This window comes from Metallumcola ferriviriculae (assembly GCF_035573695.1).
Lineage (GTDB): Bacteria > Bacillota > JADQBR01 > JADQBR01 > JADQBR01 > Metallumcola > Metallumcola ferriviriculae.
This window is the reverse complement of the sequence record NZ_CP121694.1, coordinates 469,347-495,119: the sequence shown is the minus strand read 5'-3', so window position 1 is coordinate 495,119 and position 25,773 is coordinate 469,347. Positions and strand designations below refer to the sequence as shown.

Below are 25,773 nucleotides of genomic sequence, written 5' to 3'. Positions count from 1 at the left end.
CTGTTATCAAAAGATCTTATAAGTCTCTCTGTAGGTATATCTATTTCAATAGATTTTAGAAGAGATTGAGTTAGCAAAGGGTGGCCCGATCCTTCAGCCATTTTATTCAAGTTTAAAGTCTTTAGGAGATAAAATAGATATGTGGTATGTTCTTGTTTATTTAAAGTGTCCCCCTTGTCAAGACAGAAATTTTAATTTTCTAAGTGAACCAGATATTCCCATTTAGTAGCAGCAATAACGATGCTATTAGTTGCCTCTTTTGAAATGATTTTATCGTCGTCGTAAACTTTAGACCAGTCGCCGAGGCTGTGGAGAGTGTGGACAACACGGTTTTTGTTGTCCAAGCCTTGTGCGTCAACCTGGAGCGTAGCGGAGGGTTGTCCACATGGCGGCACTATCCATCAGCCTACTTGACTTTGATATACGATATGTCTTGCTATTATTAAGCTGCCTTGCTTATCCCCAGATAGACTTCTTGAGGAGTTAGGTAGTCATGGGTTTGATGTGGCCGTTCTATATTATATTCTTGGATATATTCTCTAATACCGATCCTTAGGTCTCTAGGTGTTAGATATTCATGTGTGTAGATTTGTTCGGTTTTTAGACTTCTAAACCATCGCTCTATGATAACATTATCAATCCAACGGGCCTTGCCGTCCATGCTTTGTCTGATGTTCACGCTCTTTAAATATTCTGTGTAATCAGCGCTTGTGAACTGAGACCCCTGATCGCTGTTGATAATTTCCGGCGTGCCGTATCTGTTGATAGCTTCTTTAACTGCTGCTAACACCGGTGCGGTGTCCAAAGTATCTGATAGTTCCCAGCCTACTATGTAACGACTATACCAGTCGATGACGGCTGTTAGATACATATGACTTCTGCCCATCTTAATGTAGGTAATGTCAATGGCCCAAACCTGGTTTGCCCGATTAATATCTAGGTTTCTTAACAGGTAAGGATAGATTTTGTGCTGCTTATTACGCTTTGACAGGTTGGGTTTAGGATAGACCGCATATATTCCCATTTCGTCCATATAGCGTTTAATTAACTTACGGCCAACCTTAATGTGGTCTTCATTCTGTAGCTTTTTGCGAAGCTTCCTAACCCCTAGATATGGCATCTTGGTATGCCAGTAATCAAGCCTGTTTTTAATCATATTTTCGCGCTCTCTGTCAGGTTCTTTAGGTGTGTAATAAAAACTGGTTCTATTGATCTCAAGTAACTGGCATTGCCGATTAACCGGCAGTTTGTTATTTTTTGAAACCAGACTTATTCTCCCAGTCGACCCCAAGAACTTCTTTAGATTTTTTTTTGAGCCAGTCATTCTCAATAGTGAGTTGACCGACTTTTGCCATTAATTCGGTTCTTTCTTCGTCCAAAGCTTTTTCTTGGGCACGAAGCTCTTTTTCTTGCTTGCTTTGTGAGAACACCTGTGGTGCATTCTCTAAAAAATCTTTTTTCCAGTTGCGCAGTTGATTGGGGCTTAACTCATGTTCGGCTGCTAGTTCGCCGATCTGTTTTTCTTCTTTGAGTAGCTCCAGTACGATTTTAGTTTTGAATTCGGCTGTAAATTTTCGTCTTCCCATTTTGTATGAACCTTCTTTCTGACAGTTTTCCTGCCGTTTATTATATCAGGTTCACTTAGTTTGTCGAAAATTTTGTCTGAATTCATGGGTACATTATAATTTGGCTTTGCATATAAGGCATTATCACTAATCCAAATAGGTCTATGTTCTATGTAAAGACTTCCACAATATGCACCAACCCGACCAATTATTATTGAAATCCCTTCATGGTTTGATTGATCTGTATATCCTAATATCCCATTCCCACCGTAGATGGGAACTAAGCCACCTAAAGATTCTTGTGGCCTTGACTTCCCATTATTGAAAGAAGCTATTTCCCCCAGCGTTCCTTTTTCCCAGTTTTTTTCTGTTTCCTCCACAAACCACTGCCTGAAGAGCGTTTCCGCCATTGCTTCAAGGGTTTTATTTTCCCTATGAAGCAGGTCTATTTTATCGTCAAGACTGCTCAACACAGAAGCTATGGTTTTTTGTTCTTCTATATTAACGCATATATCAATGTCAATTGAACTAAGAAGAGTTTGCGTGATCAAAGGATGACTGGACCCTTCAGCATATTGGTTCAAGCCAAGATTCCCTAGAAAATAGTATAAAAATTTGGTGCTGTTATTTGATTTTGCTTTAGCTGCTAATGCATTATCAGAAATCCATATAGGATTGTTTTCATAATATATTGAGCCACAGTTAGCTCCCACTCTCCCAATAATAATTGTTTCCCCCTCATAATTTGTACAGTCAGAAGACCCTAGAATACCATTCCCGCCATAAACAGGAAAACAACCTTGGGACTTGGGACGCGATTTTCCATTTCCAAACTTTAAAACTTCGCCTAACTTACATTCCTTCCAATCACTCATGTTTTTTCACTTCCAGCCTGTGAATTCTCCGCCTTATTCTTTATCTTTACTAACAACAATCTTGGCAAGATTTTCAATGATTGACTCATTCAGTCTTTCCTCTTCTTTAAGCTGCTCTTTAAATTCCGCTTTCAGCTTGGTAAATCGTTCATTAAAATCAAAATCATCCTCTTCGACAGGCAAGCCGACATACCTTCCTGGAGTAAGTACATAGTCCAGTTTTCTAACCCTATCAATAGATGCAGAGTTACAAAAACCCTTTATATCTTCATAGTTCGCATCAGGATTACGCCAATTATGATAGGTATCCGCTATCTTTTGAATATCCTCTTTAGACAGTTCCCTAGTCCTTCTATTTATCAAGTGCCCCATATTTCTGGCATCGATAAACAGAATTTCGTTCTTTCTATTACGGAATTTACCGTTTTCTTTATCCCTACTTACAAACCACAAGCAGGCAGGAATCTGCGTATTCAAAAAGAGCTTTGCAGGCAGATTTACAATACAATCAATCAACGGGGCTTCGACAAGCTCTTTTCTAATATCGCCCTCACCGGAACTTTTGGAAGTCAACGATCCCTTCGCTAGGACAAATCCGGCTTGTCCGCTTGGACTAAGATGATAGATAAAGTGCTGTATCCAGGCATAGTTTGCGTTACCGATGGGAGGTGTGCCATATTTCCATCTGCCATCTTTGCTGAGCAAATCACCGCTCCAGTCGCTGTCGTTAAAAGGCGGATTGGCAATGACATAATCAGTCTTTAAATCTTTATGACTGTCGTTTAGGAATGAACCTTCGTTGTTCCACTTTACCTGTGAACTGTCGATCCCTCGAATGGCAAGGTTCATCTTCGCTAAACGCCAGGTGGTTTGGTTGCTCTCCTGTCCGTAAATGGAGATATCGTTTACATTTCCCTGATGATCCTGCACAAATTTTTCCGACTGAACGAACATCCCACCTGAGCCACAGCATGGGTCGAATACCCTACCTTTATATGGCTCTAACATTTCTACAAGCAACTCAACGACGCTTCTAGGGGTGTAGAACTGCCCGCCCTTTTTACCTTCAGCCAAAGCAAATTCTCCAAGGAAATATTCAAAAACATGACCAAGAATATCAGCACTTCTAGCTTTGGCGTCACCAAGAGCGATATTCCCAACCAAGTCAATTAATCCACCTAAATTTGTAGGGTCTAGATTTCCTCTTGCATAAACCTTAGGCAGAACGCCCCTGAGAGAGGGATTCTCTTTTTCTATTGCATCCATTGCACTATCCATGTCTTTGCCGATTTCCGGTAGTTTTGCTCTAGACTGCAGATAAGACCAGCGGGCCTTTTCAGGAACAAAGAAGACATTTTCTGCCTTGTACTCATCTTTGTCTTCAGGGTCAGCACCGACATATTCACGTTCACCTTTTTCCAGCTTACGGTATAAATCTTCAAAAGCATCAGAGATATATCTCAAAAAAATCAAGCCTAATACAATATGCTTATATTCGGCTGCATCAATGTTTTTTCTAAGTTTATCTGCTGCTTTCCATAGCAGTTTTTCAATTGGTTCTTCCTTGTTGACATTTTTTTTGCTCTTCGCCATTTTGTACATCCTCTTCGGTTTTTGGAATTGCATTGCCACTTACTCTTCTATATTCTAATTAGAATTTCCTTCCATATTAGCAATCAAAAATGGAAATTGCCGGAGCGGCTCGGGAAAAAAGTACTACTATTGTTGTATGCCCAATGATACTTCAGAGTTATCAAAAATGATTGACCATAGGAGTATCCGAAATTTCTTATAGACCAACTCATATGTTTATGGCCGCGCAGCGTAGGAAAACCACAATGTCAGTCAAAATTCCTACAACATTTTTACAAAACTTAGCAGACCATAGGACCTGATATCTTGAGAGACTTCCGGATCTAAAGGAAGTCTCTTTTATTCAACAAAATTATCCGTTACTTATGGTACGTTTTGCGTAACGGGTCATAAGTAACGGATAATTTATATTAACATATAACAGAAAAGAGAAGGTTTATCTTTACTAAACCTTCTCTTTTACTCCAGTTTAATTGGAGTAGGTAGCCCTACCCTCATGAAGAACTTCGCAAAAGATTGGGATAAATGTTCTCTATAAGGTGGTAACAACCGAACTCTATGCCCTTGGTCTTCCGCAAATTGCATTAAAAATTCTATAGGCACGCTAAATATTTTACTAAAATCTACAACAGATATTGGTATGGGCACTTCATCATCTTCATATTTGTGTAATAAGTGTTGGTGATGTATTTGACCTTTCTTAATTGCTTCTTTTCTTTTTCGCCGCTCTTTGCTATTACCCCCATAGTAATCAATAATCTCATCTAACGAAAAAATAGGGCAAAGCAAAACTAATTCCACCTTACGCTGTTGTAAATCGCAAGACTGAGACATTACAACTACATCGTATTCTTCAGCAGTAACTTTAGTATTCTCACCCGATAATACTTCTATGTTCGGTTTTATCACAGGGCAGTCCCTGATAATATCACCTTGCTCAATACTCGACCCTTTAACCATCATATACCAAGGATATTCTATAGCAACCATATGAATTACTCCCCAAAGTCATCTAAATATATTTCGTTTATATCCTCACAAAACCTTGAAGTAAATTTACCTTTTTTCCTTTTAACACTAACCTCAATTGTTGATACTCTTTTAGGTGGCATAGGCTTCCATTCTTCAATTAATTCAGGATCTATGATTTCTTTTTTTCCTCTAATAGGTTCCATTGCCTCTAAATAAGATGCTGCATCTTGAGCTAAAACTTCATAATCCACAAATAATACGCTATTTATAATTGGATCCTTTTTCCGAGAAAAATACTGTTGGTTGTCGATACTTTGCATAACACTATTATTAATAGCCCCTTTGAATTCCGCGTATATATCATTATAAGTAGCCCTTATTGTCAAGGAACACACCTCCTTTTGTTTACTCAATGATTTCCCTTAAATTACTTGTTAAGCAGGCTTCAAAAGCTTCCTCAATATTATAATGTGCCTCCTCAATCCATTGGGTAGCATTATCTAAATTCATTTGATCTGTTGTAAAATTAAAATCTAAAATAATAGATTTATCATCTGGTTTCTTAGCCATAATTAAATTCAAAACAGATTTACACTCTTCGTAAAGCAAGTCATTTCGCATTAAAAATGATTTGCTTTCTCTTGATAATGGATAACTTGGTTTTATATTAAAGTATTCAGAAATGGTAATATCCTCATCAAAAGAAAAATTATTAATATATCGCACCCCTATTTTATTTATCCCCTCCGGACTAGCAACGCTTTCATACAATGACAACATCTTATCGATTTGCTCTTTAAAAACTTTCCATCCTGGATAAGGCTTTAGTTGGTTTATTACCAAAACATTAGGTGCAATCTGTACTAAAGAACTTTCATCCTCTTTAAAGAACTGCATCTTCGAAATCCCAATTTCAACAGGGCTAGGGTTTTTCATCCCGTCTTCATTAATATTCAATTCAACCGTATGCTGTTGAACTTGCTTCTTTTTAGGGTAATCTACTTTAATTCTCTCATAAATTAGGCCAGGAATAGTCCAGTCCCAATCTTGTTGTGAAGCAAAGGAGAACTCGCATAATGCCTCTGTTATAGGCGCATTATTATATTTCTTAATCATTTTAGCAACCCTCTCTTATAAGGCATACTAACACTTACTAGAATCTATACTATATATACTAAATAGTGTATTACAACTTCAAAATAATGTTTTTCATTACTTTGACAGAAGGTGCTTAAAATCCTCCATTCCCTAATAACAAAATTAGGATATATATTTGTAGTATTGGAAAAATACTTGTTTTTAGTCAAATTTTTAAATTATCCGCTAAAAATATAATAAAACTATGCATAATCCATTATAGGCCATGCTCCTGACAATAGATAACTTCTTTTTCAAAAATCATGATCCATAATTATCCGTTACTTATGGTACGTTTCCCCCCTATTAATCTTAAAACTCCGATACAACTGTTCTAATAATATCAGCCGCATGAGTTGGTGGGGGAAGGTAAAATCAGAAAAGGACAGGCGCCAGTGGGACCTGTCTATTACTTTAGCACTTAGGCCTAGGCTGCCGCCGATGATAAATGTTAGGTGACTGTTACCGCGGAGGGCTAGGTTCTCTATTCGCCGGGCAAGGCCTGGCGAGTCTGTCTTATCCCCGGTCACATCTAAGGCGATGACCTGGCTGTCTTTGGGAAGGGAAGCCAGTATCTTGTTTCCTTCCTTGTGGCGCACCTGTTCTTCTTCCGCTGCCGAGGCATTGGCCGGGCAGGGTTCATCGGTAAGCTCCACCACGGTGAAATTACCATACCTGCCTAAACGTTTTAGATATTCTTTACACCCATTCACCAGATATTTTTCCTTCAGCTTTCCTACTGCAATTATTGTGACGCGCATGGTATCTCCCCGTTATACTATCAAATACTTTGGCGTATGGTCACAAAAATCACAGGTATGGGGGCTGATCCAATCGGTGAATGTGACTTTTTCCAAAAAATAAATATCCGGCGGGCTTTCATAGACCTCCACAAACTCGTCCACAGCCCGGTCAAGGTGTTCAATACACGTTACATACATATATATTCGCTCCCATTATCTCGGCATCTCGCCCAGAGTTACTTCTACTTTTATTTTTTTCCCGTTACGGATAACAGCAGCAGTCACCTTATCCCCCGGGGAATGATTATTCAAGAAGTCATATAGATCTGCCGTGGTCTCCAATTTTTTATCGTCCAAGGAAACCATTACATCCCGCTCCTGCATGCCTGCTTTAGCCGCCGGGCCATTTTCCACTACACCGCCTATGTATATCCCTACAGGCATTTCATACCACTTGGACATCTGTTCCGATATTTCACTGAAGCCAAAAATACCGATAAAGGGTCTGCTGACGTATCCTTTGCTTATTAGATCCTTTATTATCGGCCGAGCGTCGTCGATGGGGATGGCAAAACCTAAGCCCTCAATATCCTGTCGGGCAATCTTCGCGCTGTTAATTCCCACCAGCTCTCCCCTGGTATTCACCAAGGCACCGCCGCTATTACCAGGGTTAATGGCTGCGTCGGTCTGTATTAATTGCAGGGTTACTTCTTCACCCGCAGCAGATTGTACTATAAGCTCACGATCTAGAGCACTGATGACACCTACCGTGACCGAACGGGCAAAACGTCCCAGAGGGTTACCGATAGCGATGGCAGTTTCGCCTACTTTAAGCTGCGCGGAATTACCAAACCTTGCTTCGGGAAGGTCAGGTGCATCAATTTGAATAACGGCCAAGTCGGTACGGCTGTCTCCGGCCACAAGCTTTGCCTCATACTGACGCTCTTCATCAAGATAGACTATCAAGCGATTCGCATCAGCGACCACGTGGAAATTAGTAACGATATACCCTTTTTGGGCATCAAATATCACGCCGGAACCCGAGGAAACTGCCCCGTGGGGACTGGAAAAGAAACCACCGCGGTTTTCCTGAATATTATTAATGGCAACCACTGCCGGGCCTACCGTCTCTGCGATAGTGACTACCGGGTTATCACCGGGTTGAACGACCACTGGCGGATTGGCGGGCTGCTGAAGATAACTATTATCCTGTCCTGGCGACGGCTGGGGCAGTGCACCTTGGGAACTGAAATATGGAAAAAAAGTCAACGCCACCAACCCGCCCACAACTGCGCTGATTATTGCTACCACGATAGTACGAAGAAAGCCAAAACGCCGAGGCCTGTAATCGTCATAGAACTGTTGCATCATATTTCCCTCCACTGTTTATTTATCCCAAAAACTGGCTTTCTATTCTTCACCCACAGCCGCTAACGGCAGCGGTTGATAGCGCGGCGCAACCGAGACGGAAACACTCCGGCGACCCAATTGTTCCATAATACCTACTGCTGCTGCCATGGCCAGCTCGGGCAGGTTATTCTCTGCACTCAAATGAGCCAGTACCACCCGACAGGTATCTGCGGTTACAAAGCGACTCAACGCTTCCCCGGCAGCATCATTGGATAGGTGTCCCCGGTTCCCTCTAATACGCTGTTTAAGGTGCCACGGATAGGGACCATTTATCAGCATCTCCATATCGTGGTTTGCTTCCAGTACCAAACATTGGCACCCAGTAAGTGCCTCATCCATGTGCTCATGAAGGCACCCTGTATCGGTAAGCAGGCCCATCCTCTCATGTCCATGGCTAAATACATAGCCGCAAGGGTCAACTGCGTCATGGGATGTAGCAAAGAAATCGATACCAATGTCCTGAACTGCCTTTCTTTCGCCAGGGCCCAAACAAATTTTATTTTTATCGGTTATCTTTCCCACGGTACTTTTCATAGCTGTCCAGGTGTCTTTGGTTGCAAGTACTGGTATATCAAAACGCCGGGACAACACCCCCACCCCGCAGATATGGTCCCTATGCTCGTGGGTGACTAGGATGGCATCCAGCTGAGAAGCACTGCGACCGATTGTTTCCAATGCTGTCTGTATTCTAACTCCGCTCAATCCTGCATCCACCAGTATGCTGCTTTCATCGCTTTCTATGTAAATGGCGTTACCGGAGCTGCCGCTGAATAAAGTACTGAAACGCATGTGTGAGTTTATTCTCCTCTCCCGTACTCCTGAATATTCTGTCCAACAAAAAGGGCCCTCTGTTGCAGAAGGCCGGCTTTCATTATTTCACCAATTCTACATCCGCTCCAAGAGACCGCAGTTTTTCATCAAGTCGCTGGTATCCTCTCTCAATGACCTTGGCGTGGCAAACTTCTGTCTCGCCCGAGGCAACCAAACCACTCAACACCAAGGCTGCGCCTGCACGCAGGTCAAGTGCTCTTACCTTCGCTCCTGTCAAATGCGACACACCTTGAATAATGGCGGTATGTCCTTCAATCTTAATGGAAGCACCCAGTCGTTTTAATTCAGACGCCAAGCCCAGACGGTTCTCAAAGATGTTTTCCACAATGATACTAGTGCCCTCAGCCATGGTAAGCAAGGCCATCATTGGGCTCTGCAGGTCTGTAGGAAATCCCGGATAGGGAAGCGTTTTTATGTCAGCGGGCATAAGATACTTACTGCCCCGTACTGTCAGCAGTCCGTTGTTATCAGTTATATTTACCCCCACTTCCTTTAGCTTCGCTATCAATGGCTGAAGGTGGGTAGAAATTACATTGGTCAATTGAATTTCCCCGCACGTAATAGCAGCAGCTACCATAAAAGTCCCCGCTTCGATGCGGTCCGGAATTACTGAATAATTGACTGGTTTTAACGGTCCCATGCCGGTAATGCGAATAATGTCTGTACCGGCTCCCCGCACCTTGGCACCCAGGGCGTTTAAAAAATTGGCCAAATCAACTATTTCCGGCTCCTTAGCAGCGTTTTCTATGGTTGTTTTGCCTTCTGCAAAGCAGGCAGCCATCATAATATTTTCCGTGGCACCCACACTGGGAAAATCCAGATATACTTTAGCACCATACAGTTGTTTAGCTTCCACAACCACGGCGCCTTGGGATAAGGTAACCTCCGCACCCATAGCTTGAAATCCTTTCAAGTGAAGGTCTATCGGGCGAGCACCAATATCACAGCCCCCAGGCATGGGTACTGCGGCTCTGCCGCACCTGGCCAGAAGCGCCCCCAACAAAAGGTTGGAAGCACGAATAGTTTTCGCTAAAGGATACGGGACAGTTGTTTCCGGTTTATCCGGAATATCCAGGTGTAAGGTATCCCCCGTGCGATTGATATCCACCCCTAGGCTCTTTAATATCTCCACCATCACCTGGGTATCTTCTATATCAGGTACATTCTCTAAAGTCGCCCTTCCCGGCGCCATCAAAGCTGCAGGAAGGATAGCTAATGCTGCATTTTTTGCACCACTGATATTTACTTTTCCTTTTAAAGGCCCGTTAGGCCTGACAATAAACTTGCTCAATGTAAGTACCTCTCTCTAATTAGGGTCAATACTATCAGTATTCGCAATAAATTGTAGTATTCCTGTATTAAAGATGAAAAAATCCCATACTTCCGGGGATTTTTCCAAGGTAACGTTAGATAAATCGAAATGCTTCTACTGGATCCAGTTTCGCCGCCTGGTACGCGGGATAAGCACTTGACAGCAACCCTACCAGTGCCGAGACCAAAATGGCAGCCAAGCCTATCCCTAAGCTCCACCCTACCTGTACATCTATCTGAGCAATAAACGGTGCGGTCACTTTAGCTAAGACTACTCCAGCTATATAGCCGATAACGCCGCCGCAAGAGCTTATTATCAGTGCTTCGGTTAGAATAATCTTAATAATGTGCTGCTGACGAAAACCAATGGCTCGAAAAATTCCTATTTCCCGCGTACGTTCTTTTACCGAAGCCATCATAGTAGTCAAAACAATAAGGCAGCCGATAAACAACACCACGATAGAAACAAGTAAAGAGAACTTGGCGAAGCGTTCAACTACTTCTCGCCGTGCTTCTGTCTGATCCTTGATGACTTTAACATTTACCTGGGGAAACTCTTCCTGAATGCTTTTTACCACCGGATTGATTTCTGATTCGTTTTCTATGGGTACATTCTTTACATTCAACTCTACAAAAGAAACCGCCCCGGGCTCTTTAAAAATTTCTTGGGCTTTGGATAATTCCATCTGTACTAATTTATCTTCGGCAGCACCAGTTTCCTGAAGCACACCGGCCACAGTAAAAGGTTGCCCTGCTATTTCCACGGTGTCGTTTACCTTTAGTGCCAGCTTTTGAGCAGCCACCGCACCTAACATAATTTCGTCGGCACCTGGAACCCTACCATCTATTTTCCAATATGGCTTAAGGCGTGTCTCACCGTCAAAGCGAACACCGGCCACCAGCACCCTGGTAGAATTAATCTCAGCAGGCCGTACCAGCTTAGGCGAGATAATCCCTACACCCCGCTGGCTATAGCTGTCTAAGCCAGTCAATGTTCCATCGGGGATTCCAGCACTCTGATAGGAAGTTGCTGATGCCACACTCACTCCGTTATAGGAAAGAGATAGTGACTTGGATATGGGGGTAATTAAAACCTTGGTGCCCATTGCTTTAAAGTTGCTCTCTAATTGTTCCTCCATAGCAACGGTAATACTAGTGAGGGCCACCACGGTGGTAATGCCTAAAACAATACCCAATATCAAAAAAAGCATCTTTGATTTTCTTACCCTAAGGTTACTGATAGCTATATCCCTGAGATACATGTCACCCTCCTGGTTTCAGTAGCTTACTTTTAGATGCTACAATGCTTGGCTGTCTGATACTAAGTTTGTTTGGGAATTATGCCCACCCAACACTTCAGTTCGCCTCTCAGTGTCCACAACTCCATCACGAACAGAAACTGCATGTTTGACATAGTTTAAATTTTCTTCGTTATGGGTAACCATAACGATGGTTAATCCCTCATTATTCAGCGATTGAAATAGACCCATAATTTCCTCACCGGTCTTGGTATCTAAGCTGCCTGTCGGTTCATCAGCAAATACGATTGGTGGTTGGTTGACTATGGCCCGGGCAATTGCCACTCGCTCCTGCTCACCGCCAGAAAGCTGACTGGGCAGGCGGTTACGCTTTTGGGCCAGGCCTACCTTTTCCAGTACGCTATTGGCCAAATCCAATTGTTCTTTTTGGGAATAGCGCAAGATTGCCAAAGGCAGCATTACATTTTCCACCGCAGTTAAGTATGAAATCAGTTGAAACTGTTGAAAAACAAAGCCGATATAATTACTGCGAAAATCTGCCCGCCGCTCAACCGCTAATTGGTAAACATCAATATCGTCAATTATTACCTTACCTTCGCTGGGTGGATTTAAAGCACCCATAACGGTGAGCAAAGTGCTTTTCCCGGAACCGGAAGGACCCATTAAAGCGGTAAAGTCGCCTTCTCTTATTTCCAGGTTAACCCCGTCCAAGGCCCGTACTTGCTCACCACCGCTCTGGTAGATTTTCATGACGTCTTTTACTTGGATTAAGCTCATCCTATCATCTCCTGCTAGATATACTGTAGTGCTTCCACGGGATCAAGCTTAGCTGCCTGAATTGCAGGATACGCACTGGCCAAGATACCTACTGCTGTGGCAATTAGTACCACTGTCACCCCTATTAAAGGGTTCCAGGGGATACTGATCTGCATCTGAGCAATTCCCGGGGCTAAGAGCTTCGCTGCTAGTATGCCAACCACATAGCCAAGCACGCCGCCGACGATACCGATAACCCCGGCCTCAGTAAGAATAATTTCAAAAATATTACTTTTACGAAAACCCATGGCTCTATAAATACCGATTTCAGCCGTTCGCTCACTAACTGATGACATCATTGTAAGCATAACTACCAATGCACCGATAAGCACTACCACCAGGGACACAGCGAAAGAAAAATTGGTGAATCGATCTATCACCTGCTGCCTAGCCCTGACGGATTCTGCCAGAGCAGTTGCCCTAGCGCCGGGGACACTTTTTTCAATGTCAGTGGTAATTTGGTCGATAGGGCAGGTGGTACAATATGCTGCCACCTCGATAAAACTTAATTTATTTTTCTTTCCCAGTAGGTCTTGGGCAGTGAGCAGGTGCATAAATACCAGTCCGTCTTCCTCTGTCCCTTGAGGCTCTAGCACTGCGGCCACCTTAAACTTCCTGCCTTTAATCTCCATGCTGTCACCGGGGTCTTTACCATACTTTTTGGCCACCGTACTGCCCAGCAGCAAATGGTCAACCGCCACCGGTTTTTCACCCCGGTACTGCCACCATTTCTTTAATTTAAGCTCATAGGGGAAGTCTACTCCCACCAGCATCAGGTCCTGACCATTAAATTCAGCCAAACCTAATATCTTGGGTGCCACAAAGGCAATGTTATCTCGGTTGGGTATAGTATTAATCTTAATAATGTCGTTATTTGTCAGCATAGACCCTTCGCCATTCCCCGCCGGAATGTTCACCCCGCCGTAAGACAAGGAAAGGTCATCATTTTTAGGCATTACCATAATATTAGCGCCAATTTCGTCAAAAGTATTGGCCAACTCTTGATTCATGGCAGTAGTAATACTGTACATTGTTACCACTGTACCCATGGCCACTACCATGCCCAAAAGCAGGAATGCCATTTTTACTTTTCGTCTTTTTAAGCTGTTAATGGCGATACTGTCTAACCGCATGCGTCATACCTCCGGTTATATTCTTGGCTGCCATTCCTCTACGATATCTGCAGGAATCAAAACCTGGCCGTCTTTTACTTCATATGGTAGGTCCTCGGGAGGGTATTTCACGCACCCACCGGATATCCCATTAAGATCGTTCAAATACCACCTTGTACCACAGGTATCGCATACTAATACATTATCCTGGATATGGAATCTTTCTGAGCGGCACGGCTCACACATGGCCATATTTGCAGAAAGATGCCCAGACGGAGTAATAAAAGCTGTAATTGCTTTCGCTTCGCCACCAGCATTATACTGTGTATAAATAATATTACTTTCTATGATCTTGTCTAATGGTATGACAATTTTACCATCCTTGACTTCACTTGTAATGTCAGTCATACTAATGGTCTGCCCTTTATATTGGGGTGTCTCCCCGATATTATAGTTGCCGCCTTCATATCGCTTCGGTAACTGGGCACTATCCCTGGCCATAAAAGCAAACCAACCCACTCCGACTACTGCAACTATTAAAAAAACTAAAAAAACCACCCTATTGGGTCCGCGGTATCTTTGTTTCCCACTCAAAAATTCTTCTTTGGTCTTTTTCCTATCAGACATAAATGCCCTCCTCCGTATTCTAGCAGATAAATGACAGTAAATTTATAATGACTAGTCCCATCACCAAAAAAGTAATTTTGGGCAATGCCGTCATTCTCCCCGGGTTAACTAATCTTTCCACCCTGCGAGTTAAATTGCCCTGGGTCATGCCCATCGCCGGATAAACATTATGATTAACCGACCCGTTACCACCGTTAAATAGTTTCCATACTTTGATTAAAGTTGATCCGTATTGAAGCCGGTCGCCAACCAGTTTTGACGCGATATCGTCAGCCATCTCCTCTTTGGCCGTCATCAATCCGTTAAAGGCCCAGTGACTAATCGGACTAAAGAACATCAAATCCCGCATGAAAGCAGCAATCACACTTAGCAGCGCATCCTTGCGATAAATATGTGCTAGTTCGTGTGCAATCACAGCTCGCAGGTCCTGATCATCCAACCCAAGCATGTCCTCCCCAAACACTACCGCAGGACGAAAAATACCAAATGTAAAGGTATCCGGCCATCCCGCTAACACAAATACCTCAGGGCTTTTTATACCTAACCTTGCAGCTCCCTCATCTATCATAGAGAACAACTGATGGTAATCTTCCTTCCTGGCCGTTCGATTGATTTGGCGGAATTTATGCCCTGACAAAAACACATAGAATATCCTTATTCCAATTACCGCTACCCAAGCAAAGACTAAAGGTGTAAGTATTAATGATGTCCAATAGCCCACCTGGCAGGCAAGGTCAAAAAGGGTAAACCAGAATGTGCCAGAAATAAGATTATCGTGGTAATTTCCAATTCGCGGGAAGAGTACCTTCAATGCAAAATAAGTAATAAAAGGAATCAGCAGTGCAAACCACATAAAGCCGCTGCGCAGCTTGCTGCAACGATTGCTCAATAATTTAGAACATACCAAGTAAGTAAGATAGACAAACATCCCGCCGAATAGGACGTATGATGCAAATGTATGAGTAAATGCATAAATTAAGGACATGACTACTCTCCTTTATTTTGATGCCGCTTTATTAACCGTTCCAATTCGGATATTTTGTCTTCGTCCTCTTCTACCCGATGAATGAAATGTGAAAAAGCAGCGTCTGCATAGTCCTCGAATAAGCCATTGAGTATTTCATCCACTATAGACTGAGTGAACTCCTCCCTACCCAAGGCAGGCCGGTAAAGATAGGCAATTCCATCCTTATGTTTGTTCAGCATTCCCTTGTCCGCCAAGCGGCTCATAATGGTCATCACTGTAGTATAAGCAATATCCCTTGACAAAGAAAGGGTTTCAAAAACATCTCGGACCGTAGCCTCCTGCTTATCCCAGATAATTTCCATGATAGACGCTTCCAAATGCCCCATTACCTTACCCAGACCTTTTTTCTTCGGTTTAAATTCACCGATCAAAGACTTAAAAGACACTTTGTACACCCCTTTCACAAACCCTACATCAATTATAATACAACCCCTTACTACACGCAATAGTAAGGGGCGGAAATAATAATTAACTTATTTAAAAGAATGTGTAAACCTGTTTTGAAACCCTTCCAGTGTCATGCCGTACGTTTCCTTAAAAGTATTAGCAAAAGTTCTCCCTTCGCCTAACCGAGCCAACAGATGCTGCACTCCATCCATGCCCTTTAGATCAACCATATCCTCAACCATGGCCAACGACTGCCAATAAGCCACACTTTGGCTGGATAACAGATCAAATTGACCATCCATTTGGGCGATTGAATAAAGCTCCTCCGGACTGTTTATGGCTGGCACCTTAAATTGAAATCCCGTCAGCTCTCGTTCAACATATTGAGCAATTCCCTCAGTAAGCCACCGGGGGTAATTACCCCCAGTCTTGTAATCAACTATCATATGGGTGTATTCGTGAGCCATAGGCCCGTTACTGACGAAATATTCTTCTCTTTCTTGGTAAGTTTCTCCCCGAACCCATTCAGTGGGCGACAGAATCCGTATTACTCCGGCCCAGTAGACGCCCATGGCACTTTGGTCAGCATCCCAGCCAAAACTTCTATTCAATGCACCCTTATCGGGGTAAAGAATGATAGGAATTTTATCATCCGGTACTGCCCCTAGGATGCCGTTGGCCGGACCGAAAGCCTTTTCCGCTGTATCTAAAACCATCTGCGCTACTAGGGCATCTTGAGCCTTATAACGCAGATAGAAGTGGTCGCCGGAAAGCTGCATCCAATTACGTGTTTTAATATCGGTTTGCAGACGAACCACTTGACGCACCAGTTTATAGGCCGCAGATTTAGGTAAATTCGGATTGTTGCTGAACATGCTAAATACCACCAGCATGACAGCTACCAGCATATTGCGCAGCACCAAACCCCAGGACCTGGGCTCGAAAGCCATTTCCCGCAGGTATAGCATATAAAACCCTCCCCCTAAATAAAACAACTCCGTTTTCTCCCCGTCTCGCTCCTCTCTTAAATTATACAATACTTATTCGTCTATCTCATTGGTAATTACTCTCTTCAATCACGTAGGTAATGACGCCCCATTGTTCTCGGGCGCATTTTGATGCGGGATTTTATCGCACTAATGCGCTCAAAGGTGTTATCACCCAGCGATAGACAAATAAAAAAAACAGCCCTAATTAGGACTGTCCGCTTAAAACCTATCTACGATATTTAGCAAAACGGTTTCTGGATCCTTATCTTTAATAGCGACCCAATACAATCTTTTCCCTTTTTGGTAGTAATAGTTATCCATGCCGATTCCGGTAACATAATAATACGTGCGGCCGTTTAATATCTTAACTTGGTAGTTAGAAAAGGCGCTGCTATTAGGCATCATGTTATCCATAATAGTCAAAAGCTTCGTTGCTTCCTGCTTGTTCCTAGATTCCGATACCCAGACAATCATTTGTCGGTCTTCCTTAGCAGTGCTGTAGATAGCGACCAAACCTTCAACAATCTCGATATCCGTACCGTGCAGGCCGCTAATATTTTTCACCGCGTCAGGCCCCACAGAAAGCTCAACCCGCGGCATCCCGGCAAGCTCGGCTGGAAATTCTTCAGCATTGAGGGTAGGCAGCGCCTCCGACTTAGTAAGATTCCAGGACACCACCAGTGCTACCACCAGCACGAAGGCAAATAATATAAATCTTTTCTTATTCATTGTCTCCTCCTCTTACCGGTCCCTTACCGCTTCTTGTAACATCTCCACTTCCTTGGCCAGCTTGTTCTGCCGACCTCCCAGTATTAATGTATACATAAATATCAGTGCAAAAATCACTCCATACGCAGCAGCAACATAACTCATTTGCCAACCTCCTTAGTAATCGCCGATTTATTTCGCCCTCTAGACCTAATGAGTTTTAGCCCTTAACTTTTCTTTAATCTTTTTCACTTTTTCAGCCGTATGTTCAACGTAAATCCCTTTTTGTAGCAGATAAAAATAAAGAAAGGTAAACGCTATAACGCTTACAATCAATGCCTGCAGCATAGTTGGCGCCAATCCCCCTCCACCGGCTCCTTCCAACACTACTGGATGATAGCGGGACCCCCACCACTTGATTGCAAAAAATACAATAGGCACATCAAGAAAACCAATAATGCCGAATACGGCAGCCATCGTCGCTTTTTTCTCGCCTTCAAGGCTGGATGATCTAATTAAAACATAAGCCAGATAAATAAACCAAAGTATCATGGTAGTGGTAAGTCTCGGTTCCCAGTCCCACCAGCGATTCCAAGCTGCCCGAGCCCAGATAGGCCCGGTAGCCAATACTATGGTGGTAAATACCACTCCGATTTCCGCGGATACTTTGGCTACAATATCCCATTTAGGGTTCCGATTCTTTAAGTAACCAATACTGGCGATGAATACTACAAAAAACGCAAGAAAGGCATTCCATGCCGACGCCACATGAAAGTAAAATATTTTCTGAGAGATAAATGCTTTGCCGGTACTCGGGTTAACCGCAACGGGAGCATAGATAAACGCCATATAAAGCCCAACTGATATGGCAATGAATGATATCCATCCCAATATACTATGGGTTTTTGAGGACTTCAGCATAGTTAAACCTCCAGTACATAATCAAATAATATAAAGGGAACTACCAGAAAAACCACATCGTATACCCCAATCAACTTCACCCATCCGGAGAAATCAGCAAAAGCATGCCCTGCTAAAATTAAACCTGTGGATTCGACCGCGGCGATAATCACCGGAACCAATATGGGAAAAAGGATGATTGGTAGTAAAATTTCACTAGTTCTGGTATTGGCCGCCAATGCCGCTAAAAAAGTTCCGACCGCAATAAAACCAAGCGTCCCAAGAAATATTACTAATAATAACTGCAGCAAAGAACCGCTAAAACGATAATCGAATAATACAAAAAACAACGGTAAAGAAATGATTTCCATAATCAACATCATGGCCAAATTAGAGATAACTTTGCCAAAATAGATGGCAGTTCGGTCCACTGGCGCCAACATCAGACCCAATAAAGTTTCATTTTGCTTTTCATTAAGAAAGGACCGATTCAACCCCAATATACCGGAAAAAGTAAACGCTACCCAGATAATGCCCGGAAATACCTTACTAGTTAAGTCCCGGGTAGGGGTAAAGGCAAAGGCGAAAATTACAATTACCAATACCGAAAAAATCAGCATAGCACTAAGCATCTCTTTGGTTCGAAACTCGGTAACCAAATCCTTCCACACAATGTTGCCAACCTTAGCGAAAAAGCCCATTAGTTTTCCTCCACGCAGTGCAAATACTTTTCCTTCAACTTTTCCAAAGCCATTTCTTTTCCGGGAGCTTCGAAAACTATCCTTCCACTCACCAGAATAATTACCCGATCACTAAGATTGAGTCCTTGTTCAAAGTTATGTGTGATCATATAGATGGTACGCTGTTGGTTAGCAAGGTTAAGCAGTACTTTATTCAGTATTTCAATAGCATGCTGGTCCAACCCGGTATACGGCTCATCAAGAAACAAAATATCGGGATTATGGATGATTGCCCTGGCAATGGCCAATCGCTGCTGCATGCCTCTAGAGAAAGTCCGTACCGGATCATTCAAGCTGTATCGAAGCCCTACTTCATTGATTACTTCCTTGATGCGCTGCTTCAGATTATCCACATCATATAGGCGCCCATAAAACATCAGGTTCTCATAAGCAGTAAGATTGCCATACAGAAAAGTGCTGTGAGAAATAACGCCCATCTTTTTCCGCTCTGCCAGGCTATTCCCAGATACCTTTCTGCCAGCTATATGAATTTCCCCGCTGCTAGTTGGAGTTAGTAAAGTTAAAACTTTCAGCAGAGTGGTCTTGCCTGCCCCATTTGGTCCCAAGACACTGACAAATTCTCCTGGGCGGATATGAAGGTTTATTCCTTTTAAAATATCTTTTGAACCAATGGTCTTTACTATATTTTCAGCTCTAATGATGGGAAAAACCCCCTAGCCGACAAATTCCTTCAGCTTTGCCCTTACCTTGATAAGACGTTTTTTGTATGTGTCCTTTAACTTATTGTAGGTTTCGTCATCTATTTCCTTATTCTTTCGCTGCATTTCTAACTCTTTTAACTTACTCATTAAGCTATCTTGCTTTTTTAGAAGCTTTTGGAATTGTTCTTCTTCCTCATCTTCGCTATTAGCCCTCGCCATTTCCGCAGCATCCTGACTGCGCCTATAGAAATAGTAGCCGGTAGCAGCAATAGGTACTACGATTACAAGAAACAGAAACAAGTGTGCATTCATACCAGCGAATGGTGACTGCTGCCAAAAGCGGATGTGACCGGCACTATGAAATTCAGGAGCTGCTTGAGTTACCGCACCCGTACCACCTTCATTATGAGGGTCTGTCCCCCCTGAAGCGGCAGGCCCGCTCCCGGAAAAAGCAACTTGAAAGTTTAATTCCGTACCCTGCTCCAACTGAGACTTGCTGAAAACCTTATATTGAGTGTTCTCATCAAATTGCTGCACACCGTCATCAGTGAAATCCTCGTTGGTGACCGCCATACCATGAGGAGGAAGGATAACAGAAACGAAGGATGTACTAAAATTTACGGTCTCTTTAAATGGAAAGGTAGTATCGTCCGACTTTATTGTATAGCCAAAAGCGATGACATTCTGACCCTGGGTTATTTCTTGGGAAAGAACCAAATTGCCTTCATCTAACTGATACGCTCCCTCTTCTAATCCTCTATAAGGTATAATTTCGGTAACACCCTCAGGAACTGCTAATTCTATCGTCTTGTCCCCGGTTACCGCCTCACCGGGGTTATTAATAACATAGGTTTCGGATACTTCTATTCCTGTTTCATTGGGTGTAATAAAAAAGTGATGTGCTTCAAAGATAATCCCCCCAGGGGACTCGCCCTGTGCGGTATTCCCTTCGCTATCGGACATTCCTGGATAAGCCATGGCCGGCAAGGATGCGGCAAATATTAAAATCCCCACCATCAGAAAAAGCGCCAGTAACTTTCTATTCATATCAAGTCACTCCAAACCTTGGGCAAGATTTATATTTCTTTTTCTTCCTCTTCCATTAATTGCTGTACTTCTCTTTCAATCTCTTGTTCTATTTCCCGCTCCAATTCTTTCTCGAGCTCTGCCATTTCACGGTCGCCCGTAAGGTCAAGTTCCTTTTCCTCCGCCTTTAAAACGGCCACTGCCTGGCGCTTGTACTTTGCCTTTAAACGGTCATAGTCTTCGGTGGATAGCTTCTTCATACGGTAGTCGAATTCTATTTCTCCTAAGGTAGTAAAGGCAGATTCTTTCTGGCGTTCTAATGAATCCTCCGCATCAAAATCTAAAGTTCTATCTAATGCTTTATAATCATCATCTTTCTTTATCAGCGGGTAGCCCACTAAAAATACGGAAGCCACCACCAATATCAACCCAATTACTAATTCCAACTGCTCCCCCTCCTGTCCGGGCCAACCCTAGTAATATTTCTTCATTTCTTCTTCAACGATCTCATCGTACTCGGCCAAGTCAGTTTCATCAACACCACTGTTTTCTTTCTCATTATTATTATAAAAAACCCACTTGTCCAATGCTGTGTAAATCACTAACCCCCCGCCTAGAATAGCGAGGAAAGGTGTAACCCATGCAGTAATATTAAAAGGAACGCTTGGCGGTGGTGCAGCCATTACTTCTTCACCGTAAACACTAATCATATACCCGTAAATCTGTTCAGGTGTCATTCCTTGTGACAGTCTTTCTCTAATTTCTTTACGCATCTGCTGTGCAGTGGCATTATCACATGCCTTGAGGTACATACCACAGCCATCCGTACACATTAAATCGGCTTCTACTTCCTTAAAAACTTCTTCATCCACCACAAAGTTTTGCGCAGATACCGGTGCCGCAAATATTAGAATAAACACCACAACTGCCAAAACCCAACGGACATCCTTGTATTTCATCTGCTCAACTCCCTTATTGGGTATATTTAGGGCCTAACTGGCTGCCCTTTCCAGGCCAGACAGCGAAAATAGTGCCTAGAACCAAAATATAACCGCCTATCCACATCCAACTCATCAATGGGTTAACATGAACCTTAAATGTCGCCGTCTGACCACTGTTTTCCCATGTAGCCAGAATTACATATAAGTCTTCTACTAAAGTGCCCTTAATTGCAACTTCTGTAGACGGTTGCTCCCATGTGGCATAAAAGACTTTTTCTGGAGTGATCGTGCCTATTACCTGGCCGTCTTTCATGACCGGCATTTCAGCGTATACTACATCATTTTCGCCTTCCTGACGCTGGCGGAGACCGTTAAAGGTAATGGCATAATCGTCAATAGTAATAGTCTCCCCTACGGATACCTGTTTGGTAACTTCCTGCTTATATGCACCGCTGCCAATAATTGCTAGAGAGATCAAAATAATGCCAAGGTGAATAGTATAACCACCATAACGTCTGCGGTTTCGTGTCATTAATCTCCCAAACGCTGTCAAGAACCCTTCCTCTGTCATACGCCGGCGCACACGCACGCCCCGGTAAAATTCCTGGAGGATAGTCAACATTACAAATGTGGCTACCAAAAAGGCAAGCGCTCCATATAATTCATGTCCGGGCAGATACAAATACAGCCCAACGCCAATCAGCACTGACAGAATCAAGGGCCACAAGAAGCTATTTGCTATATTCTTCAAAGACGCCCTTTGCCAAGCAATCAAGGGACAAACACCCATCACAAATATCGTAGCTAATAGGATTGGCCCGTTTACCTGGTTGAAAAAAGGTACACTTACCGTAACTCTAACCCCTCTTACCGCTTCAGAAATCAATGGGAAAATAGTACCCCAGAAGGTTGCAAAGGCAGCACCCACAAGCAATAGGTTATTCACCAAAAAACTGCTCTCTTTAGAAATGTATGACTCAAATTTATTTCCTTGTTTCAAAAGGTTAATCCGGTCCACCAACAGGTAGAGGGATACTACCGCTGCCAGACACATAAATGCCAAGAACCAGGTACCTAACCCTGAATTACTAAAAGCATGTACTGATTGCAGCACACCGCTTCGCACCAAAAAGGTGCCAAAGAGTGTTAATATAAATGTAATGATAATCAATGACATGTTCCATATTTTTAACATGTCCTTTCTTTCTTGAATCATCACTGAATGTAGAAATGCCGTACCCGTTAGCCAGGGAATAAAGGATGCGTTTTCCACCGGGTCCCAAGCCCAGAAACCGCCCCAACCAAGTTCCACGTATGCCCACTGGGCTCCATATAGGTTGCCTAGGCTTAAAAACATCCAGGCAATAATTGTCCACCGTCGGGTAACTTTAATCCAACTATCGTCCACCTTCTTAGTTAACAATGCCGCCATAGCAAATGCATATGGAACCGCAAAGCCGACATAACCTAGATAAAGTGTCACCGGATGAAAGACCATACCCGGGTTTTGCAGCATGGGATTTAATCCCTGTCCATCCATAGGAACTGCCACACCACTGGGAATCCTTTCAAAAGGACTGCTGTTTAAAGTCATTACCAAAAGAAAGAAAATATTAATTACTAATAGAATAGCGGAAACATAAGGTATTTTTTCATCCTGTTCATGTTTTTTAGAAAAAGTAACAATAGTTGTGTAAATAGCCAGCACCCACGACCACAACAGCAACGACCCGGCATTACCGGCCCAGAAAGCTGAAAGCTTATAAAAAAGCGGTAAGTTCGTACTGGTATACTCGAACACATATTTTACCGAAAAGTCGCCTACTAACAGTAAGTAAATAAGAATAAACGAAGCCGCCGTAGTAAGTAGGCCGATAGCAGCAACCCCGCCCTTTGCGCTGGCCTTAAGTTTTTCATTATCCGTGACAATTGAAATAATGAATGCCGCAAGGGAATAAACTCCGATTGCTACTGCAATAACAAGCGCTAAATAACCAATATCAGCCATTAGTAAACCTCCTTGTCAAGCTTGACGAAATGAATACCGGGACGGGTAGACAAGTTACTCTACCCGTCTCATGGATGTTAATTTTCCCCTTGTGGCGGGGTCTCCGCGCCTTCTTCTACACCTTCATACTTTGACGGGCATTTGGTAGTAACCTTCTCCGCCTTAAAAAGATTATCTTCTTTGTCATAATACCCCTCTAATATTACATCGGCACCATCGTCAAAGTTGTCCGGCTTAACATCATTGTAAACCACCGGTAGTTGATAACCTTCACCCTTGATGTCCGTAAGTGTAAATACCAGCTCCACCTTATCACCGTTAAAGTTCACACTATCCCCGATTAATTTCCCCGGCACCAACAGATATTCATCATTGTAATCCTTTTGACCGGTGAGTAGTTCTGATATTCCCACCTCATATCCGGAAAAACTTGAAAAACCCGTAAACATCAAATAACCCACCGCAGCAATGATAATAAGAACCCCAATAAAAATTTTTGTAGTCTGGTTCACCTGTGGCACCTCCACCAACTAATTAGTCATCAATCTCTTCCAACAACTGATGATAAGTTTCTTCACTTATTTTACCGTCAATAAGCATCTTACGCAATTTCCGCTTTTCCTCGGCAGAAGTCTTGCCGGAGCTTTTCTTGGCACTGGCCCCTTTACCGCCGCCTTTACCCTGATTACCTTTGTTACCTTTCTTACCCTTGCCCTTATTTTGATTCTGTTTATTGTTATTATTGATTGCAATAAACAAGAACACCGACAGCAGTGCCACAAAAACTAATAACAGTACAATAACCATTGTATTTGTTGAACCCGCCTGGGAAGAGCTATCCTCTTGGGGTGCCCCCTGGCCAGTGCCAGGGTCCACGGAAGGTTCGTTGCTTTCGCGAACATAACTTACATCAAAAGTGAATGCATCTTCATTGGTCAAATTAGTGTATTGATAGTAATAACTGGTAAAACCTTCTGCGTCAGACTCAGTCTGCTGGGCCTCAGGTGTCAAAGCAATTTCAGAGGCACCAGTGGGAGCTTTGATATCCACAGCAAGTGTTTCTACCGGGAAAGCCGGTCTGAAAGTCTCAGTGAATGCCTTGGGACTACTTCCCGCAGCAAACGGTTGGTGATAATACTCCATCATTACCGGAAATTCAGCTCCTGGCTCAACCGGGTGAGATGGTTTCCATACAATCACATCATAATCCGGGTTATCCTTGTCCACTACATACTTCTGACAAAGCATTCCCTTTTCAGTCTCACAGACCATGTTGATATTCGCATTTTTGGGAACCTTATAACGAAGTTCTCCCTGAAAAGGGGCACCCGTATCGTTAACAAAGACCCCTGAATAAATCACCAATACATCGGGAGCTTTGTCATATTCTGGCCAAACAGAATAATAAAGCTGTTTCATTGTCATAGTCTCGCCTTCGGCAAATGCCGGCATAGTCGGTATTAGCGTTAACATCAAGGCGAAAACTAAAGTTACCATAAGTAGTTTCTGACTTCTGCTTTTTAGCATGTTCTTCCTCCTCGCAATTTATCTTGTATTGTAACCATTTTCACATGGTGACAAATAAAAAATATAAAATGCCCATAAAAATGTACTATAACTTATTCTCTGACTGCGCTAATAATCCTGCACTTTCTGCAATTTTTTATATTCCATTTCTTAACTGTGCAAATATTAAACCTTAAAACTAGGACTCCTTGGAAACAGCTATACTACATGCGTTAGTATTGATTGTGCCTTCTCTCCCCCTTTAGATGGTTTTACCTGCACTTGGAGCTGTACTATATTTTTAACTAACATTAATAATATCTGCAACTGCTACTACAGTCAATAGTAACCAGTAATAAAATAAAGGATGCCTGAAGCAGTTAGCTCCGCGCACCCTCCATAAAACTTATTGTACCTCGTAACCAGCTTCCTCAATCGCGCTTTTTAATTGATCGAAAGAGGTTTTGGCTTCGTCAAAGTTTACAGCGACTTTATTAGCCGCTAAATCTACCTCAGCGGAAGTCACCCCATCCAAAGTCTTTAACGCATTCTCAACAGCCATTTTGCAGTGGCCGCAGGACATCCCGGCCACGCTGATATCCATTGTCTTTTCAGCCATACTAAATCA

Annotated in this window: 30 protein-coding genes; all 30 read right to left on the bottom strand. The window is 42.9% G+C overall.

The genetic code is table 11. The features are described from left to right. Window positions 1–442: 442 nt before the first annotated feature. Window positions 443–1,586, bottom strand: a protein-coding gene (locus tag MFMK1_RS02600; RefSeq protein WP_366922096.1) for an IS3 family transposase whose coding sequence is annotated in 2 segments (ribosomal slippage) — window positions 443–1,313 and window positions 1,312–1,586 — 1,146 coding nt in all. Because the reading frame shifts where the segments join, the coding sequence is not laid out codon by codon here. Next, entirely contained in the window at window positions 1,502–2,440 is a 939-nt protein-coding gene (locus MFMK1_RS02595; RefSeq protein WP_366923611.1) for a restriction endonuclease subunit S, read from the bottom strand. Before MFMK1_RS02595 ends, MFMK1_RS02600 begins: the two co-directional genes overlap by 85 nt. A 33-nt stretch (window positions 2,441–2,473) precedes the next feature. Then, window positions 2,474–4,033, bottom strand: coding sequence for a type I restriction-modification system subunit M (locus tag MFMK1_RS02590; RefSeq protein ID WP_366923610.1), 1,560 nt, complete (start codon window positions 4,031–4,033; stop codon window positions 2,474–2,476). 459 nt (window positions 4,034–4,492) lie between these two features. Continuing rightward, window positions 4,493–5,023, bottom strand: a complete 531-nt coding sequence (locus tag MFMK1_RS02585) for a hypothetical protein (RefSeq protein WP_366923609.1) — start codon at window positions 5,021–5,023, stop codon at window positions 4,493–4,495. Between the two features lie 5 nt (window positions 5,024–5,028). After that, window positions 5,029–5,391 carry a hypothetical protein gene (locus MFMK1_RS02580; RefSeq protein WP_366923608.1) on the bottom strand — a complete coding sequence of 121 codons (363 nt, stop codon included), beginning with the start codon at window positions 5,389–5,391 and terminating at the stop codon, window positions 5,029–5,031. 19 nt (window positions 5,392–5,410) lie between these two features. Beyond that, the gene (locus MFMK1_RS02575) at window positions 5,411–6,121 is read right to left on the bottom strand and encodes a TIGR04255 family protein (protein WP_366923607.1); all 711 of its coding nucleotides are present in this window, start codon (window positions 6,119–6,121) and stop codon (window positions 5,411–5,413) included. A 302-nt stretch (window positions 6,122–6,423) separates the two neighbouring features. Further along, a complete protein-coding gene (rlmH, locus tag MFMK1_RS02570) occupies window positions 6,424–6,903 on the bottom strand; it encodes a 23S rRNA (pseudouridine(1915)-N(3))-methyltransferase RlmH (RefSeq protein WP_366923606.1) in 480 nt (159 codons plus the stop codon). A gap of 12 nt (window positions 6,904–6,915) precedes the next feature. Beyond that, a complete protein-coding gene (locus MFMK1_RS02565; RefSeq protein ID WP_366923605.1) occupies window positions 6,916–7,083 on the bottom strand; it encodes a CxxH/CxxC protein in 168 nt (55 codons plus the stop codon). 15 nt (window positions 7,084–7,098) lie between these two features. Continuing rightward, entirely contained in the window at window positions 7,099–8,256 is a 1,158-nt protein-coding gene (locus tag MFMK1_RS02560) for a S1C family serine protease (protein WP_366923604.1), read from the bottom strand. A gap of 39 nt (window positions 8,257–8,295) precedes the next feature. Then, window positions 8,296–9,084: an MBL fold metallo-hydrolase gene (locus MFMK1_RS02555; RefSeq protein WP_366923603.1), complete on the bottom strand. Its 789-nt coding sequence runs from the start codon at window positions 9,082–9,084 to the stop codon at window positions 8,296–8,298. A gap of 82 nt (window positions 9,085–9,166) precedes the next feature. Beyond that, a complete protein-coding gene (gene murA / locus MFMK1_RS02550; RefSeq protein WP_366923602.1) occupies window positions 9,167–10,417 on the bottom strand; it encodes a UDP-N-acetylglucosamine 1-carboxyvinyltransferase in 1,251 nt (416 codons plus the stop codon). Window positions 10,418–10,532: 115 nt separating this feature from the next. After that, entirely contained in the window at window positions 10,533–11,699 is a 1,167-nt protein-coding gene (locus MFMK1_RS02545; protein WP_366923601.1) for an ABC transporter permease, read from the bottom strand. Window positions 11,700–11,735: 36 nt separating this feature from the next. Then, window positions 11,736–12,473 carry an ABC transporter ATP-binding protein gene (locus MFMK1_RS02540; protein WP_366923600.1) on the bottom strand — a complete coding sequence of 246 codons (738 nt, stop codon included), beginning with the start codon at window positions 12,471–12,473 and terminating at the stop codon, window positions 11,736–11,738. A gap of 14 nt (window positions 12,474–12,487) precedes the next feature. Further along, window positions 12,488–13,645 (bottom strand): ABC transporter permease, encoded by a 1,158-nt coding sequence (locus tag MFMK1_RS02535; RefSeq protein ID WP_366923599.1) that lies wholly within the window; start codon window positions 13,643–13,645, stop codon window positions 12,488–12,490. 15 nt (window positions 13,646–13,660) lie between these two features. Further along, window positions 13,661–14,251, bottom strand: coding sequence for a Fe-S-containing protein (locus tag MFMK1_RS02530; protein ID WP_366923598.1), 591 nt, complete (start codon window positions 14,249–14,251; stop codon window positions 13,661–13,663). Between the two features lie 19 nt (window positions 14,252–14,270). After that, the gene (locus MFMK1_RS02525; protein WP_366923597.1) at window positions 14,271–15,236 is read right to left on the bottom strand and encodes a M56 family metallopeptidase; all 966 of its coding nucleotides are present in this window, start codon (window positions 15,234–15,236) and stop codon (window positions 14,271–14,273) included. Between the two features lie 2 nt (window positions 15,237–15,238). After that, window positions 15,239–15,664, bottom strand: a complete 426-nt coding sequence (locus tag MFMK1_RS02520; RefSeq protein ID WP_366923596.1) for a BlaI/MecI/CopY family transcriptional regulator — start codon at window positions 15,662–15,664, stop codon at window positions 15,239–15,241. A gap of 87 nt (window positions 15,665–15,751) precedes the next feature. Beyond that, on the bottom strand, window positions 15,752–16,633 hold the full coding sequence (locus MFMK1_RS02515; RefSeq protein ID WP_366923595.1) for a peptidase MA family metallohydrolase: 882 nt from the start codon (window positions 16,631–16,633) through the stop codon (window positions 15,752–15,754). Between the two features lie 240 nt (window positions 16,634–16,873). Further along, window positions 16,874–17,383, bottom strand: coding sequence for a hypothetical protein (locus MFMK1_RS02510; protein ID WP_366923594.1), 510 nt, complete (start codon window positions 17,381–17,383; stop codon window positions 16,874–16,876). A gap of 12 nt (window positions 17,384–17,395) precedes the next feature. After that, window positions 17,396–17,527, bottom strand: a complete 132-nt coding sequence (locus tag MFMK1_RS02505) for a CcmD family protein (RefSeq protein WP_366923593.1) — start codon at window positions 17,525–17,527, stop codon at window positions 17,396–17,398. Window positions 17,528–17,572: 45 nt separating this feature from the next. Further along, window positions 17,573–18,283 carry a cytochrome c biogenesis protein gene (locus tag MFMK1_RS02500; RefSeq protein ID WP_366923592.1) on the bottom strand — a complete coding sequence of 237 codons (711 nt, stop codon included), beginning with the start codon at window positions 18,281–18,283 and terminating at the stop codon, window positions 17,573–17,575. Between the two features lie 2 nt (window positions 18,284–18,285). Then, a complete protein-coding gene (locus tag MFMK1_RS02495) occupies window positions 18,286–18,963 on the bottom strand; it encodes a heme exporter protein CcmB (protein ID WP_366923591.1) in 678 nt (225 codons plus the stop codon). After that, window positions 18,963–19,568: an ABC transporter ATP-binding protein gene (locus MFMK1_RS02490; protein ID WP_366923590.1), complete on the bottom strand. Its 606-nt coding sequence runs from the start codon at window positions 19,566–19,568 to the stop codon at window positions 18,963–18,965. The genes MFMK1_RS02495 and MFMK1_RS02490 overlap by 1 nt, the downstream gene beginning before the upstream one ends. Window positions 19,569–19,676: 108 nt before the next feature. After that, window positions 19,677–20,711 carry a hypothetical protein gene (locus MFMK1_RS02485; RefSeq protein ID WP_366923589.1) on the bottom strand — a complete coding sequence of 345 codons (1,035 nt, stop codon included), beginning with the start codon at window positions 20,709–20,711 and terminating at the stop codon, window positions 19,677–19,679. A gap of 29 nt (window positions 20,712–20,740) precedes the next feature. Beyond that, complete coding sequence (locus MFMK1_RS02480) at window positions 20,741–21,136, bottom strand: hypothetical protein (RefSeq protein ID WP_366923588.1); 396 nt, start codon at window positions 21,134–21,136, stop codon at window positions 20,741–20,743. 27 nt (window positions 21,137–21,163) lie between these two features. Further along, window positions 21,164–21,649: a cytochrome c-type biogenesis protein gene (locus tag MFMK1_RS02475; RefSeq protein WP_366923587.1), complete on the bottom strand. Its 486-nt coding sequence runs from the start codon at window positions 21,647–21,649 to the stop codon at window positions 21,164–21,166. A gap of 13 nt (window positions 21,650–21,662) precedes the next feature. Then, a complete protein-coding gene (locus tag MFMK1_RS02470; RefSeq protein ID WP_366923586.1) occupies window positions 21,663–23,639 on the bottom strand; it encodes a heme lyase CcmF/NrfE family subunit in 1,977 nt (658 codons plus the stop codon). A gap of 77 nt (window positions 23,640–23,716) precedes the next feature. Continuing rightward, window positions 23,717–24,151: a cytochrome c maturation protein CcmE gene (locus MFMK1_RS02465; protein ID WP_366923585.1), complete on the bottom strand. Its 435-nt coding sequence runs from the start codon at window positions 24,149–24,151 to the stop codon at window positions 23,717–23,719. Window positions 24,152–24,173: 22 nt separating this feature from the next. Further along, a complete protein-coding gene (locus tag MFMK1_RS02460; protein WP_366923584.1) occupies window positions 24,174–25,166 on the bottom strand; it encodes a hypothetical protein in 993 nt (330 codons plus the stop codon). A 385-nt stretch (window positions 25,167–25,551) separates the two neighbouring features. Continuing rightward, window positions 25,552–25,764 carry a copper chaperone CopZ gene (gene copZ / locus MFMK1_RS02455; RefSeq protein WP_366923583.1) on the bottom strand — a complete coding sequence of 71 codons (213 nt, stop codon included), beginning with the start codon at window positions 25,762–25,764 and terminating at the stop codon, window positions 25,552–25,554. Window positions 25,765–25,773: the final 9 nt, after the last annotated feature.

Coding starts and splice junctions, on each gene's coding strand:
- MFMK1_RS02595 (WP_366923611.1), bottom strand. CDS start 2,440: ATGAGTGATTGGAAGGAATGTAAGTTAGGCGAAGTTTTAAAGTTTGGA.
- MFMK1_RS02590 (WP_366923610.1), bottom strand. CDS start 4,033: ATGGCGAAGAGCAAAAAAAATGTCAACAAGGAAGAACCAATTGAAAAA.
- MFMK1_RS02585 (WP_366923609.1), bottom strand. CDS start 5,023: ATGGTTGCTATAGAATATCCTTGGTATATGATGGTTAAAGGGTCGAGT.
- MFMK1_RS02575 (WP_366923607.1), bottom strand. CDS start 6,121: ATGATTAAGAAATATAATAATGCGCCTATAACAGAGGCATTATGCGAG.
- rlmH (WP_366923606.1), bottom strand. CDS start 6,903: ATGCGCGTCACAATAATTGCAGTAGGAAAGCTGAAGGAAAAATATCTG.
- MFMK1_RS02565 (WP_366923605.1), bottom strand. CDS start 7,083: ATGTATGTAACGTGTATTGAACACCTTGACCGGGCTGTGGACGAGTTT.
- MFMK1_RS02560 (WP_366923604.1), bottom strand. CDS start 8,256: ATGATGCAACAGTTCTATGACGATTACAGGCCTCGGCGTTTTGGCTTT.
- MFMK1_RS02555 (WP_366923603.1), bottom strand. CDS start 9,084: ATGCGTTTCAGTACTTTATTCAGCGGCAGCTCCGGTAACGCCATTTAC.
- MFMK1_RS02545 (WP_366923601.1), bottom strand. CDS start 11,699: ATGTATCTCAGGGATATAGCTATCAGTAACCTTAGGGTAAGAAAATCA.
- MFMK1_RS02540 (WP_366923600.1), bottom strand. CDS start 12,473: ATGAGCTTAATCCAAGTAAAAGACGTCATGAAAATCTACCAGAGCGGT.
- MFMK1_RS02535 (WP_366923599.1), bottom strand. CDS start 13,645: ATGCGGTTAGACAGTATCGCCATTAACAGCTTAAAAAGACGAAAAGTA.
- MFMK1_RS02530 (WP_366923598.1), bottom strand. CDS start 14,251: ATGTCTGATAGGAAAAAGACCAAAGAAGAATTTTTGAGTGGGAAACAA.
- MFMK1_RS02525 (WP_366923597.1), bottom strand. CDS start 15,236: ATGTCCTTAATTTATGCATTTACTCATACATTTGCATCATACGTCCTA.
- MFMK1_RS02515 (WP_366923595.1), bottom strand. CDS start 16,633: ATGCTATACCTGCGGGAAATGGCTTTCGAGCCCAGGTCCTGGGGTTTG.
- MFMK1_RS02510 (WP_366923594.1), bottom strand. CDS start 17,383: ATGAATAAGAAAAGATTTATATTATTTGCCTTCGTGCTGGTGGTAGCA.
- MFMK1_RS02505 (WP_366923593.1), bottom strand. CDS start 17,527: ATGAGTTATGTTGCTGCTGCGTATGGAGTGATTTTTGCACTGATATTT.
- MFMK1_RS02500 (WP_366923592.1), bottom strand. CDS start 18,283: ATGCTGAAGTCCTCAAAAACCCATAGTATATTGGGATGGATATCATTC.
- MFMK1_RS02495 (WP_366923591.1), bottom strand. CDS start 18,963: ATGGGCTTTTTCGCTAAGGTTGGCAACATTGTGTGGAAGGATTTGGTT.
- MFMK1_RS02485 (WP_366923589.1), bottom strand. CDS start 20,711: ATGAATAGAAAGTTACTGGCGCTTTTTCTGATGGTGGGGATTTTAATA.
- MFMK1_RS02475 (WP_366923587.1), bottom strand. CDS start 21,649: ATGAAATACAAGGATGTCCGTTGGGTTTTGGCAGTTGTGGTGTTTATT.
- MFMK1_RS02470 (WP_366923586.1), bottom strand. CDS start 23,639: ATGGCTGATATTGGTTATTTAGCGCTTGTTATTGCAGTAGCAATCGGA.
- MFMK1_RS02460 (WP_366923584.1), bottom strand. CDS start 25,166: ATGCTAAAAAGCAGAAGTCAGAAACTACTTATGGTAACTTTAGTTTTC.
- copZ (WP_366923583.1), bottom strand. CDS start 25,764: ATGGCTGAAAAGACAATGGATATCAGCGTGGCCGGGATGTCCTGCGGC.